This window comes from Serratia quinivorans, assembly GCF_946227985.1.
Classification (GTDB): domain Bacteria; phylum Pseudomonadota; class Gammaproteobacteria; order Enterobacterales; family Enterobacteriaceae; genus Serratia; species Serratia quinivorans_A.
The window spans coordinates 197,549-210,355 of the sequence record NZ_CAMKGL010000004.1 but is presented as its reverse complement, the minus strand read 5'-3'; the positions used below and the strand labels follow the sequence as shown (position 1 = coordinate 210,355).

Sequence of the window (12,807 nt, the reverse complement as noted above, 5' to 3'; positions counted from 1 at the left end):
CGCATGAAACTGTACAACCTTAAGGATCATAACGAGCAGGTCAGCTTCACACAGGCGATCAAACAGGGCCTGGGCAAACAGCAAGGGCTGTTTTTCCCGCTGGATCTGCCGGAGTTTGAACTGACCGAAATCGACCATCTGCTGGAACAGGATTTTGTCACGCGCAGCAGCCGTATCCTGTCGGCGTTTATTGGCGATGAAGTTTCTGAAGAAGCATTGCATAAGCGTGTGGCGGCGGCCTTTGAGTTTCCGGCACCGGTAGCGCAAGTCGAAGACGACATCGCCTGCCTGGAGCTGTTCCACGGCCCAACGTTGGCGTTTAAAGACTTCGGCGGCCGCTTTATGGCGCAAATGCTGGCGGAAGTGGCGGGCGATCAGCCGGTCACTATCCTGACCGCGACCTCCGGTGATACCGGCGCGGCGGTGGCCCATGCCTTCTACGGTCTGAAGAATGTACGCGTGGTGATCCTGTATCCACAGGGAAAAATCAGCCCGCTGCAGGAAAAACTGTTCTGTACCCTGGGTGGTAATATCCATACCGTGGCGATCGACGGCGATTTTGACGCCTGCCAGGCGTTGGTGAAGCAGGCATTTGACGATCAGGAATTGAAAGAAGCCCTGCACCTGAACTCGGCCAACTCGATTAATATCAGCCGCCTGCTGGCGCAGATTTGTTATTACTTCGAAGCGGTAGCGCAATTGCCACAGGAAGCACGCAACCAGTTGGTGATTTCAGTGCCAAGCGGCAACTTCGGCGATCTGACCGCCGGGCTGCTGGCCAAGTCCCTGGGCCTGCCGGTGAAGCGTTTTATCGCTGCAACCAATGCCAACGACACCGTGCCGCGCTTCCTGACTAACGGTCAGTGGCAGCCTCATGCCACGGTGGCTACGCTGTCCAATGCGATGGACGTCAGCCAACCGAACAACTGGCCACGGGTCGAAGAGCTGTTCCGCCGTAAGATTTGGCAGTTGAAAGAGCTGGGCCATGCCACGGTCAGTGACGAAACCACCAAAGACACTATGCGTGAACTGGCGAAGTTGGGTTATCTCTCCGAGCCGCACGCGGCGATCGCTTACCGCGCGTTGCGTGACCAGTTGCAGGAAGGGGAGTTTGGTCTGTTCCTCGGCACTGCGCATCCGGCCAAATTCAAAGAGAGCGTCGAGGACATTCTCGGCCAGGAATTGCCACTGCCGAAGGCGTTGGCGCTGCGTGCAGATTTGCCGCTGCTGTCTCACAACCTGCCCGCCGGCTTTGGCGAACTGCGCAAGTTCCTGATGGCCTTGCCAGCCTGATCCTCATGGCCACATAAAGCAAAAAGCCGTCATTGCGACGGCTTTTTTTATGGACGGGCGATTACTGCTCGGGGCGTTTGAACACCAGCTCGTTGCCTTGGGAGTTGGCTTCGTCAAACGCGTAGCCTTCCAGGTTGAAATCAAGCAGTTGTTCACGCTGCGTCAGGCGATTCTTGATGATAAAACGGCTCATCAGCCCGCGCGCCTTCTTGGCGTAGAAGCTGATCACTTTGTATTTGCCGTTTTTCTCGTCGAGGAACACTGGTTTAATCAGCTCGCCGTGCAGTTTAGCCGGTTTCACCGATTTGAAGTATTCGTCGGAAGCCAGGTTGACCACCACATCGTCACCTTGTTGCTCCAGCGCTTCATTGAGTTTTTTGGTGATTTGCTCGCCCCAGAAACTGTACAAATCCTTGCCCTTGGCATTGTCCAGCTTGATGCCCATCTCCAGACGGTAAGGCATCATCAGATCAAGCGGGCGCAGCACGCCGTACAGCCCGGACAGCATACGCAGATGCTGCTGGGCGAAATCAAAGTCATCTTCGCTGAAGTCCTGAGCGTGCAGGCCGGTATAAACGTCGCCTTTAAACGCCAGCAGGGCCTGACGGGCATTGTCCGGGGTGAATTTCGGTTGCCAGTCGCCAAAGCGAGCGGCGTTCAGGCCGGCCAGTTTATCGCTGATGCCCATCAGCTTGGAGATTTGTACCGGCGTCAGATCGCGGCAGATTTTGATCAGCTGCTTCGATTTATCCAGCAGTTCCGGCTGGGTGAAGCGTTCGGTTGCCAGTGGGCTTTCGTAATCAAGAGTTTTTGCAGGTGAAATAATAACGAGCATGGCCAGATCCTGTTTTTCCAAGAACCGCTACTGTAGCAAAAAGCGCGGGAAAAAGGGTCAATGGGTCTGATAGGCAGGGCGCGTGTTTGACGCGCCCGCAAAAATTAATTTTTGTCCCACACGCCTGGTTCAAGCTGGGATTTCAGCTCGGGGAAGCGGTTGGCGTCAAAAGTAGGCAATCTTCCCAGCGTTCGCTGACGGTGGTAATCGTTAGCCAATTTCAGTGCCACGCGTGACAGCAGCAGGATCGCCGTCAGGTTGGTGATAGCCATCAAAGCCATAGAGGTATCGGCCATTTTCCATACCACCGGCAGTTCGGCCAGCGCACCAAACATCACCATACCCAGTGCGGCGCAACGGAAAATCAACAGGCCGGCCGGGTGGTTGCGCTCTAGGAACACCAGATTGCTTTCGGCATAGGCGTAGTTGGCGATAATCGAGGTAAAGGCGAAGAAGAAAATGGCGATGGCGACAAAGGGCGAGCCCCAACTGCCGACGGCTGCGGACAGCGCACGCTGGGTCATGTCGATACCGCTGATGTTGTCCACCGGTTGATCCAATACGCCCGAAGACAGAATGATGGCGGCGGTTGCGCTGCAAATCACGATAGTGTCGACAAACACCCCGAGCATCTGTACGTAGCCTTGCGAGGCCGGATGCGGTGGGTAAGGTGAGGCGGAGGCCGCCGCGTTGGGCGCAGAACCCATACCGGCTTCGTTGGAGAACAGACCGCGCTGTACCCCCTGAGTCATCGCCTGCGAAATACCGTAGCCGACGGCACCGGCCGCCGCTTCCTGCAGCCCGAAGGCGCTTTTAACCACTAGCGAGAGGATCGCCGGCATATGTTCAATATTATGGCCAATCACCCACAGGGCCAGCAGCAAATAAGCTGCGGCCATCAGCGGCACCACCAGTTCGGCAACGCGCGCTACGGAACGAATGCCACCGAAAATCACGATACCGCTCAGGACCACCAGGCCAATACCGACGTACAGCGGTTTCGCGTGGAAGGCGACGGCGGAAGCCTGGGCGATGGAGTTGGCCTGTACGGCGTTGAATACCAGGCCGAAGGCGATGATCAGGAAGATTGAGAACAGCACGCCCATCCAGCGCATACCCAGCCCTTTCTCCATGTAATAGGCCGGACCGCCACGGTAGTTACCCTGGTCATCTTTGGTTTTGTAGAGCTGTGCCAGGCTGCTTTCCACAAAGGAGGTGGCCATGCCGATAAAGGCCACTACCCACATCCAGAAGATGGCACCCGGTCCACCGGCGGTGAGGGCTATCGCCACGCCGGTCAGGTTACCGGTACCGACGCGCGCGGCGAGGGTGGTGCACAAGGCTTGAAAGGAGGAGATACCTGCGCTGTCGCTCTTGTTGCTGTTTTTCAGCAGCGAAAACATGTGGCCGAAATGGCGAACCTGGATAAAACGCGTGCGCAGGGTGAAATAAATGCCGGTACCGAGCAGCAAATAAATCAGTACCGAACCCCACAAAATATTATTTATAAAATTTATCAGGTCCGTCACGGATCCCTCCTTGTTGAAAATTGTTGCGCACCGCGCCTTATCCACCGCGGGTGAAAATATATTGACTGAATTTTTACAAGAGCTTAGCTGAAATCGGCCCGGTTCCGAGCAATTGGGACTTTTCTCAGATTTCGAAACCTATTGCATTAATTTTCGCGAATTTAACATAATTTATTCAAGCGATAGCACGTTATTGCCTTTTCATCAGCTCGGGAATGACGAAAGATAGCAGCGTAAACGGTTGCTCGCTCAAGGATAAAACCAGCACCGCCGGGGCGTGATTTTCCAGCCTTGCACCGGGCCTTGCGCATGTTATTATCAGGGCAGGGCATGGTTGAACGATGCCAAAAGTTCATGCACACACGATGAGATAATGCCAACATGACCGATAAATTAACTTCCCTGCGCCAACTGACTACCGTGGTTGCAGATACGGGCGATATCGCGGCTATGAAGCTGTATCAACCGCAAGATGCTACGACCAACCCTTCGCTGATCCTCAATGCAGCCCAAATTCCTGAATACCGCAAACTGATTGACGAAGCCATCGCCTGGGCACGTGAGCAGAGCAGCGATCGCGAACAGCAAATCGCCGATGCCGCCGACAAGCTGGCCGTTAACATTGGTCTGGAAATCCTGAAGCTGGTTCCAGGCCGCATCTCTACTGAAGTGGACGCTCGTTTGTCCTACGACACCGTCGCCAGCGTTGCCAAGGCCAAGCGCCTGATCAAACTGTACAACGATGCCGGCATCAGCAACGATCGCATCCTGATCAAACTGGCTTCTACCTGGCAGGGTATCCGCGCTGCGGAACAGCTGGAAAAAGAAGGCATCAACTGTAACCTGACGCTGCTGTTCTCCTTTGCCCAGGCTCGTGCCTGCGCCGAAGCCGGCGTTTTCCTGATTTCTCCGTTTGTTGGCCGTATCCTCGACTGGTACAAAGCCAATGGCGACAAGAAAGAGTTCGCGCCAAACGAAGATCCAGGTGTGGTTTCCGTTACCGAGATCTACCAGTATTACAAACAGCACGGTTACAAAACCGTAGTGATGGGCGCCAGCTTCCGTAACGTCGGCGAAATCATCGAACTGGCCGGTTGTGACCGCCTGACCATCGCCCCTGCACTGCTGAAAGAGCTGGCAGAGAGCGAAGGCACGCTGGAGCGTAAACTGGCCTACACCGGCGAAGTGCAAGCGCGCCCTGCCGCGTTGACCGAGCCTGAGTTCTACTGGCAGCACAACCAGGATCCAATGGCAGTTGAGAAACTGACCGACGGTATCCGCAAGTTTGCCGTAGACCAGGGCAAGCTGGAAAAAATGATCGCCGATCTGCTGTAATTCCGGCAATCAGTGCAGAAAAAGGTGGCTTAGGCCGCCTTTTTTTATGCTTGCAGATCCCGCAGGCAGGCAGACACTTTATACTCCTAAAATTGAAAACAGGGCGGGAAGCGAACCCGTCCGAACCCCATCAGGCTGTAGAGGTTACGCATGGACATATTACGTATTGGTTTGGTTTCTGTTTCTGATCGCGCTTCCGGCGGCGTTTACCAGGACAAAGGTATTCCGGCGCTGGAGGAATGGCTCACTGGCGCGCTGACCACTCCGTTTAAGCTGGAAACCCGCCTGATCCCCGATGAGCAGACGTTGATCGAACAAACTCTGTGTGAGCTGGTGGATGAAATGGGCTGCCATCTGGTGCTGACCACGGGGGGGACCGGCCCCGCGCGCCGCGACGTGACGCCTGACGCTACGCTGGCCATTGCCGATCGCGTGATGCCCGGTTTCGGCGAGCAAATGCGTCAAATCAGCCTACACTATGTGCCAACGGCCATTCTTTCACGTCAGGTGGGGGCGATCCGCAAGCAGGCATTGATCATCAACCTGCCGGGGCAACCCAAGTCGATCAAAGAAACGCTGGAAGGGGTTAAGGACGAGCAGGGGAAGGTGGTGGTGCATGGCATTTTCGCCAGCGTGCCGTACTGCATTCAGTTGCTTGAGGGACCCTATGTGGAAACCGAGGCGGCAGTGGTAGCAGCATTTCGTCCGAAGAATGCACGTCGCGAGATAAACCTCTAAATTTCAGCCTTTTGTGAGATAAGCGCTAGCCGATCTGGTGTGAAAATAATTTGCCGTTATAGTAAGGATTCGTTTACAGAAAGCCGATGGCTTTTATTTTTACAGTCTCCTCCGACGGTACCCTATGCCTCACGATAATAATCGCCGGTTAAACCGGCAAGACTACAAAACTCTGACGTTAGCTGCCCTGGGCGGTGCGCTGGAGTTCTATGATTTCATCATTTTTGTCTTCTTTGCGGCGGTGATGGGCGAGCTGTTTTTCCCGGCGGATATGCCGGAATGGCTACGCCAGGTGCAAACCTTCGGCATTTTTGCCGCCGGTTATCTGGCCCGCCCGCTGGGCGGCATCGTGATGGCGCACTTCGGCGATCTGGTCGGCCGCAAAAAAATGTTCAGCCTGAGTATTTTGCTGATGGCGTTGCCGACATTGGCGATGGGCCTGTTACCGACCTATGCCAGCATCGGCATTGCCGCACCGCTGTTGCTGCTGCTGATGCGTGTGCTGCAAGGGGCGGCGATCGGCGGCGAGGTGCCGGGGGCCTGGGTGTTTGTTGCTGAACATGTGCCGCGTCGGCGCATCGGTTTTGCCTGCGGCACGCTGACCGCTGGTCTGACCGTCGGCATCCTGCTGGGCTCGCTGGTGGCGACGGTGATCAATACCACGCTCAGTCAACAGACCATTATTGACGGTGGCTGGCGTATCCCATTCCTGCTAGGCGGTATTTTCGGCCTGGTGGCGATGTACCTGCGCCGCTGGCTGCAGGAAACACCCATCTTCATCGAGATGCAGGCGCGTAAGGCTCTGGCAGAAGAGCTGCCGTTGAAATCGGTGGTGCTCAATCATCGCAAGGAAGTGGTGGTATCGATGCTGCTTACCTGGCTACTGTCCGCCGGCATTGTGGTGGTGATCCTGATGACCCCGACCTATCTGCAAAAACAGTTTGGCATCGCCCCGGCGTTATCGTTGCAGGCCAATAGCATCGCCACCATCATGCTGATTGCCGGTTGCATCATTGCCGGGTTGTCGGCGGATCGTTTTGGTGCCAGCAAAACCTTTATCGTCGGCAGCCTGCTACTGGCCGGTTGCAGTTGGCTATTTTATCGGACGGTGGGCGAACACCCGGAAATGTTGTTCGCCTGCTATGCGCTGGTGGGCTTCAGCGTAGGCGTGGTGGGCGCGGTACCCTACGTGATGGTAAGGGCTTTCCCGGCGGAAGTGCGATTTACCGGGATTTCGTTCTCATATAATGTCGCATACGCCATTTTTGGCGGTTTAACCCCAATATTTGTGACGTTGATCATGAAGTTAACCCCGTTAGCACCCGCTTACTATGTGCTGGCGCTGTCGGGTATCGGACTGCTGCTGGGGATCTACCTGCATCGCGATCTAAACAGCGAAACCAAAACACAGCGCGCCGGTTCCTACAGTTAAAAAAAAAGCCCTGCAATCAACCGCAGGGCTTCTTGTTTCAGGCCAATGGCGCTTATGCCACTGCCCGGATAGGTTCCACATTGTCGATATTTGGCTCGCCAATCGGCAGCACCGTGCGGCCATACTGCTCGTTGAGCACTTCTGCCATGGCCAGATAGATGGCGCTGGCACCGCAGATAATGCCTTCGTAGCCGGCAAAGTTCAGCAGCGCATGGTTGCCGGTGATGTTACCGATGGCCAGCAGAGCGAACAGCACCGTCAGGCTGCCGAACACGAACTGCAGCACGCGGTTGGCGCGTAGAGTGCCGAAGAACATAAACAGCGTGAAGACGCCCCACAGTGCCAGGTAGATACCCAGCACGCCGGCGTCGGTCGGTTCAGCCAGACCCAGACGCGGCAGCAGCAGCAGCCCGACCAGGCTCAGCCAGAAGCTGCCGTAAGAGATAAAGGCCGTCATGCCGAAGGTGTTGCCTTTCTTGTATTCCAGCAGGCCAGCCATAATCTGGGCCAGTCCACCGAAGAAAATCCCCATGCTGATGATGGCGGAGTTCAATGGGAAAAAGCCCGCGTTGTGCAGGTTCAGCAAGACGGTGGTCATCCCGAAGCCCATCAGGCCGAGAGGGCCGGGATTTGCCAACTTGTTGGTGTGCATAAGTCCTCTGCAATAACAGAAAATTAACGAAAATAGTGAAGTAAATTCATATATGGTCTGAATGGCCGAAAAGTTGATAACTTCCATCAGAGCGCGCGGCATCATAATGATCCCCAGAACAGGAAACAATGATCTGAGTGACGATAAAAAAGAATTTTTTTTTGTCCTGCCCCTTGATGCTCGATTGTATGACCCCATCTTATTTGCAACCGCAGTTGCTGACCGCGGCTAAGACTGAAATGTTGGGCAGTTGAAAAACAAAAAATTGCCCACATATAGGTTAGCAACCTGACCGAATATGAATTTATTAGTGGAGACGTTTAGATGGGCAAAATTATTGGTATCGACCTGGGTACTACCAACTCTTGTGTAGCAATTATGGATGGTGGTAAAGCGCGCGTGCTGGAGAACAGCGAAGGCGACCGTACTACACCTTCGATCATCGCATATACCCAGGATGGTGAAATTCTGGTTGGCCAGCCTGCTAAGCGTCAGGCTGTTACTAACCCACAAAACACCCTGTTTGCGATTAAGCGCCTGATTGGCCGTCGCTTCCAGGATGAAGAAGCGCAGCGTGATAAAGACATCATGCCGTACAAAATTGTGGCTGCTGATAACGGCGACGCATGGGTTGAAGTGAAAGGCCAGCGTGTAGCACCTCCGCAGATCTCTGCTGAAGTGTTGAAGAAAATGAAGAAAACGGCTGAAGATTACCTGGGCGAACCAGTAACTGAAGCGGTTATCACCGTACCTGCATACTTCAACGATGCTCAGCGTCAGGCGACCAAAGACGCCGGCCGTATCGCAGGTCTGGAAGTAAAACGTATCATCAACGAACCGACCGCTGCGGCCCTGGCTTACGGCCTGGACAAAGAAGTCGGCAACCGTACCATCGCGGTTTATGACCTGGGTGGCGGTACTTTCGATATCTCTATCATCGAAATCGACGAAGTTGACGGCGAAAAAACCTTCGAAGTTCTGGCAACCAACGGTGATACCCACCTGGGTGGTGAAGACTTCGACAGCCGCCTGATCAACTACCTGGTGGAAGAGTTCAAAAAAGAACAAGGTTTCGATCTGCGCAACGATCCGTTGGCGATGCAGCGTCTGAAAGAAGCCGCTGAGAAAGCGAAGATTGAACTGTCTTCTGCTCAGCAGACCGACGTTAACCTGCCTTACATCACTGCAGATGCGAGCGGTCCAAAACACATGAACATCAAAGTGACCCGTGCAAAACTCGAGTCGCTGGTTGAAGATCTGGTTGCGCGTTCTATCGAGCCGCTGAAAGTGGCACTGAAAGACGCAGGCCTGTCGGTTTCCGACATCCAGGACGTGATCCTGGTCGGTGGCCAGACCCGTATGCCAATGGTTCAGAAGAAAGTTGCTGACTTCTTCGGTAAAGAACCGCGTAAAGACGTTAACCCGGACGAAGCCGTTGCGGTGGGTGCTGCGGTACAGGGCGGCGTGTTGGCCGGTGATGTGAAGGACGTTCTGCTGCTGGACGTTACCCCGCTGTCGCTGGGTATCGAAACCATGGGCAGCGTGATGACTCCGCTGATCACCAAAAACACCACTATCCCGACCAAGCACAGCCAGGTGTTCTCTACCGCTGAAGACAACCAGTCTGCGGTAACCATCCATGTGCTGCAGGGTGAACGTAAACGCGCTAACGATAACAAGTCACTGGGCCAGTTCAACCTGGACGGCATCCAGGCTGCTGCACGCGGTATGGCGCAGATCGAAGTGACCTTCGACATCGACGCCGACGGTATTCTGCACGTGTCTGCCAAAGACAAGAATACTGGCCGTGAGCAGAAAATCACCATCAAGGCTTCTTCCGGTCTGAACGAAGAAGAAATCCAGAAAATGGTGCGTGATGCCGAAGTGAACGCCGAAGCGGACCGTAAGTTCGAAGAGCTGGTGCAGACCCGTAACCAGGCCGACCACCTGATCCACGGCACCCGTAAGCAGTTGGAAGAAGCGGGCGATAAACTGCCGGCGGAAGACAAAACGGCTATCGAAGCGGCGCTGAAAGATCTGGAAGTAGCGGTTAAAGGCGAAGATAAAGCCGAGATCGAAGCGAAGACCCAGGCTCTGGTGCAGGTTTCCGGCAAGCTGCTGGAAATGGCTCAGGCGCAGCAGGCTCAGCAAGGTGCTGATGCTGGTGCTGACAACGCGGCGCAGAAAGACGACGACGTGGTTGACGCTGAGTTCGAAGAAGTTAAAGACAAAAAATAATCGCCCTTAAGCGGGCACGGAACGGCCGAGAGGCCGTTACCGCAAACCAGCACGGGCGTCGAGGCAACTCTACGCCCGTGCACGCATGTTAAGGGTTACAGAAATAATGGCGAAGAAAGACTATTACGAGATTCTCGGCGTCTCCAAGACGGCGGAAGAGCGTGAGATCAAAAAGGCGTATAAACGTCTGGCGATGAAATTCCATCCTGACCGCAACCAGGAACAAGACGCCGAAGCCAGGTTTAAAGAGATCAAGGAAGCCTACGAAGTCCTGACTGACGATCAAAAACGTGCGGCCTACGATCAATACGGCCATGCGGCCTTTGAACAGGGCGGTATGGGCGGCGGCGGCGGGTTTGGCGGCGGTGCTGAATTCAGCGATATCTTTGGCGACGTATTTGGCGACATCTTCGGTGGTGGCCGCCGTCAGCGCGCCAGCCGCGGTTCCGATCTGCGCTACAACATGGAGCTGTCCCTCGAGGAAGCGGTTCGTGGCGTGACCAAAGAGATCCGCATCCCGACGCTGGAAGAGTGTGGCGTTTGCCACGGCAGCGGCGCGAAACCGGGCAGCTCGCCGGTGACCTGTCCAACCTGTCACGGGCAGGGCCAGGTGCAGATGCGCCAGGGCTTCTTTACCGTTCAGCAGGCCTGTCCGCACTGTCATGGTCGTGGTCAGATCATCAAAGACCCATGCAATAGCTGCCACGGCCACGGCCGGGTAGAGAAAGCCAAAACGCTGTCGGTGAAAATCCCGGCCGGCGTTGATACCGGTGACCGCATCCGCCTGGCGGGTGAGGGTGAAGCGGGTGAGCACGGCGCGCCGGCAGGCGATCTGTACGTTCAGGTTCAGGTGAAAGCGCACCCTATCTTCGAGCGTGAAGGCAATAACCTGTACTGTGAAGTGCCGATTAACTTCGCGATGGCGGCATTGGGCGGCGAGATTGAAGTTCCGACGCTGGATGGCCGTGTGAAGCTGAAAGTGCCGGCAGAGACTCAGACCGGAAAGCTGTTCCGCATGCGCGGCAAGGGTGTTAAATCGGTTCGTGGTGGCAGCCAGGGCGACCTGCTGTGCCGCGTGGTGGTAGAAACCCCGGTTAACCTGAACGACAAGCAGAAGCAATTGCTGAAGGAACTGGAGGAGAGCCTGGGTGGCCCTTCCGGTGACAAAAACAGCCCACGTTCGAAGAGCTTCTTCGATGGGGTGAAAAAGTTTTTTGACGACCTGACGCGCTAAACTGCTGTTTCTGCTAGCGTACTGCATAACCCCGGTGTCAAAGCCGGGGTTTTTTATTGCCGATCGCTTGTCAATTTCCCTAGTAAAAGTGTGATATATATCGTTATATGATCGGTTTTTTCGATGTTTAAAGCATTTATAAACGTATTTTATCGAAGTGATTCGCCGTCTATACTCATTCCATTACTTTGTTTGCGGGGCCATCTGTGCCTCGCACTGCTCTGGAGAGACGTATTGTGACCAACATCATTCGTCAATTTTTACGTCAGGAAGCCGCGGGCGGCATTATCCTGATCGTAGCCGCGATTATCGCGTTGATCATGGCCAATACCCCTGCCCAGGGGATTTATCACGCCTTCCTCAATTTGCCTGTGATGGTGAAAGTGTCCTCACTGGAAATTGCCAAGCCACTGCTGTTGTGGATTAACGACGGCCTGATGGCGATCTTTTTCCTGGTGGTCGGGCTGGAGGTCAAGCGTGAGCTGATGCAGGGTTCATTGGCCGGGCGTGACAAGGCCGTGTTCCCGGCGATTGCCGCACTGGGCGGTATGCTGGCACCGGCATTGATTTACCTGATGTTCAACGGCGCGGACGAGGTTACTCGTCAGGGATGGGCGATCCCAGCGGCAACCGATATTGCCTTTGCCCTCGGGGTGATGGCGCTGTTGGGTAACCGCGTACCGACCAGCCTGAAGGTCTTCCTGTTGGCGCTGGCGATCATCGATGACCTGGGTGTCATCGTGATTATCGCGCTGTTCTATACCCACGAAGTCTCGATGGCGGCATTGGGCGTGGCGGCAGCCTCTATTGCAGTGCTGGCGTTTATGAACTGGCGCGGCGTGGGCAAAACCTCACTTTATATGATTGTCGGTCTGGTACTGTGGGTGGCTATCCTCAAGTCCGGGGTACATGCGACGCTGGCCGGGGTAATTATCGGCTTTATGATCCCGCTGAGCGTGAAGAAAGGGCCGTCGCCGTCCGAGACGCTGGAGCATGAGTTACATCCGTGGGTGGCGTTCCTTATACTGCCGCTGTTTGCCTTTGCCAACGCGGGGGTTTCATTACAAGGCGTGTCACTGAGCGGGCTGACCTCCCTGTTGCCAGTGGGCATTGCAGCAGGCCTGTTTATCGGTAAGCCGTTGGGTATTTTCACCTTTAGCCTGCTGGCAGTGAAGTTGGGTATTGCAAGGCTGCCTGAAGGAATTGGTTTCAAACAGGTGTTTGCCGTTTCCGTGCTCTGTGGTATTGGTTTCACCATGTCGATATTTATCGCTTCGCTGGCGTTTGGCGATGCGGATGTTGTTCTGAGCACCTATTCGCGACTGGGGATCCTGATTGGATCAACCACGGCGGCAGTGGTCGGGTATGGACTGTTGCGCATGTCGTTACCGCGAGTCAGATAACCCTTTTAGGGGATCCCCTGTTCGTGGGGACTCACTACAATAGCTGGTCGGAGTTGTGCAGGATAAAATATGCACAACTTCGACCGTTCTGTTTGGGACGAACGCAGCAACAGGTTGT

Annotated in this window: 10 protein-coding genes; 7 read left to right on the top strand and 3 right to left on the bottom strand. The window is 55.0% G+C overall.

Translation table 11 applies throughout. The features are described 5' to 3' along the window. The first annotated feature begins 3 nt into the window (after positions 1–3). The gene (gene thrC, locus OCH02_RS14015) at positions 4–1,293 is read left to right on the top strand and encodes a threonine synthase (protein ID WP_012005137.1); all 1,290 of its coding nucleotides are present in this window, start codon (positions 4–6) and stop codon (positions 1,291–1,293) included. Positions 1,294–1,354: 61 nt separating this feature from the next. On the opposite strand, the gene yaaA is transcribed toward thrC, so the two are convergent. Both yaaA and OCH02_RS14005 read right to left on the bottom strand, forming a co-directional pair. Further along, positions 1,355–2,128: a peroxide stress protein YaaA gene (gene yaaA, locus OCH02_RS14010; RefSeq protein ID WP_017891555.1), complete on the bottom strand. Its 774-nt coding sequence runs from the start codon at positions 2,126–2,128 to the stop codon at positions 1,355–1,357. Between the two features lie 104 nt (positions 2,129–2,232). Continuing rightward, on the bottom strand, positions 2,233–3,657 hold the full coding sequence (locus OCH02_RS14005) for an alanine/glycine:cation symporter family protein (protein WP_261099203.1): 1,425 nt from the start codon (positions 3,655–3,657) through the stop codon (positions 2,233–2,235). 381 nt (positions 3,658–4,038) lie between these two features. Between OCH02_RS14005 and tal the strand changes: the two genes are divergently transcribed. The 3 genes from tal (at position 4,039) to OCH02_RS13990 (ending at position 7,162) form a co-directional block, all read left to right on the top strand. Continuing rightward, entirely contained in the window at positions 4,039–4,992 is a 954-nt protein-coding gene (gene tal / locus OCH02_RS14000) for a transaldolase (protein WP_135315054.1), read from the top strand. A gap of 150 nt (positions 4,993–5,142) precedes the next feature. Then, positions 5,143–5,730, top strand: coding sequence for a molybdopterin adenylyltransferase (gene mog / locus OCH02_RS13995; RefSeq protein ID WP_153858086.1), 588 nt, complete (start codon positions 5,143–5,145; stop codon positions 5,728–5,730). A gap of 124 nt (positions 5,731–5,854) precedes the next feature. Continuing rightward, positions 5,855–7,162 (top strand): MFS transporter, encoded by a 1,308-nt coding sequence (locus tag OCH02_RS13990; RefSeq protein WP_261431749.1) that lies wholly within the window; start codon positions 5,855–5,857, stop codon positions 7,160–7,162. Between the two features lie 52 nt (positions 7,163–7,214). Here OCH02_RS13990 and satP read toward each other — a convergent pair whose 3' ends face one another. Further along, complete coding sequence (satP, locus tag OCH02_RS13985; RefSeq protein WP_261431748.1) at positions 7,215–7,814, bottom strand: acetate uptake transporter; 600 nt, start codon at positions 7,812–7,814, stop codon at positions 7,215–7,217. A gap of 324 nt (positions 7,815–8,138) precedes the next feature. Between satP and dnaK the strand changes: the two genes are divergently transcribed. From dnaK to nhaA, 3 genes are all read left to right on the top strand, one after another. Beyond that, a complete protein-coding gene (gene dnaK, locus OCH02_RS13980; protein ID WP_012005144.1) occupies positions 8,139–10,052 on the top strand; it encodes a molecular chaperone DnaK in 1,914 nt (637 codons plus the stop codon). Positions 10,053–10,158: 106 nt separating this feature from the next. Beyond that, positions 10,159–11,286 carry a molecular chaperone DnaJ gene (gene dnaJ / locus OCH02_RS13975; protein ID WP_261431746.1) on the top strand — a complete coding sequence of 376 codons (1,128 nt, stop codon included), beginning with the start codon at positions 10,159–10,161 and terminating at the stop codon, positions 11,284–11,286. Between the two features lie 236 nt (positions 11,287–11,522). Continuing rightward, complete coding sequence (gene nhaA, locus OCH02_RS13970) at positions 11,523–12,689, top strand: Na+/H+ antiporter NhaA (protein WP_261431745.1); 1,167 nt, start codon at positions 11,523–11,525, stop codon at positions 12,687–12,689. The last annotated feature ends 118 nt before the right edge of the window (positions 12,690–12,807 follow it).

Excerpts from the sequence above, each read along its gene's own strand:
- dnaK (WP_012005144.1), top strand. The coding sequence starts at position 8,139 with ATGGGCAAAATTATTGGTATCGACCTGGGTACTACCAACTCTTGTGTA.
- thrC (WP_012005137.1), top strand. The coding sequence starts at position 4 with ATGAAACTGTACAACCTTAAGGATCATAACGAGCAGGTCAGCTTCACA.
- OCH02_RS13990 (WP_261431749.1), top strand. The coding sequence starts at position 5,855 with ATGCCTCACGATAATAATCGCCGGTTAAACCGGCAAGACTACAAAACT.
- tal (WP_135315054.1), top strand. The coding sequence starts at position 4,039 with ATGACCGATAAATTAACTTCCCTGCGCCAACTGACTACCGTGGTTGCA.
- mog (WP_153858086.1), top strand. The coding sequence starts at position 5,143 with ATGGACATATTACGTATTGGTTTGGTTTCTGTTTCTGATCGCGCTTCC.
- dnaJ (WP_261431746.1), top strand. The coding sequence starts at position 10,159 with ATGGCGAAGAAAGACTATTACGAGATTCTCGGCGTCTCCAAGACGGCG.
- satP (WP_261431748.1), bottom strand. The coding sequence starts at position 7,814 with ATGCACACCAACAAGTTGGCAAATCCCGGCCCTCTCGGCCTGATGGGC.
- yaaA (WP_017891555.1), bottom strand. The coding sequence starts at position 2,128 with ATGCTCGTTATTATTTCACCTGCAAAAACTCTTGATTACGAAAGCCCA.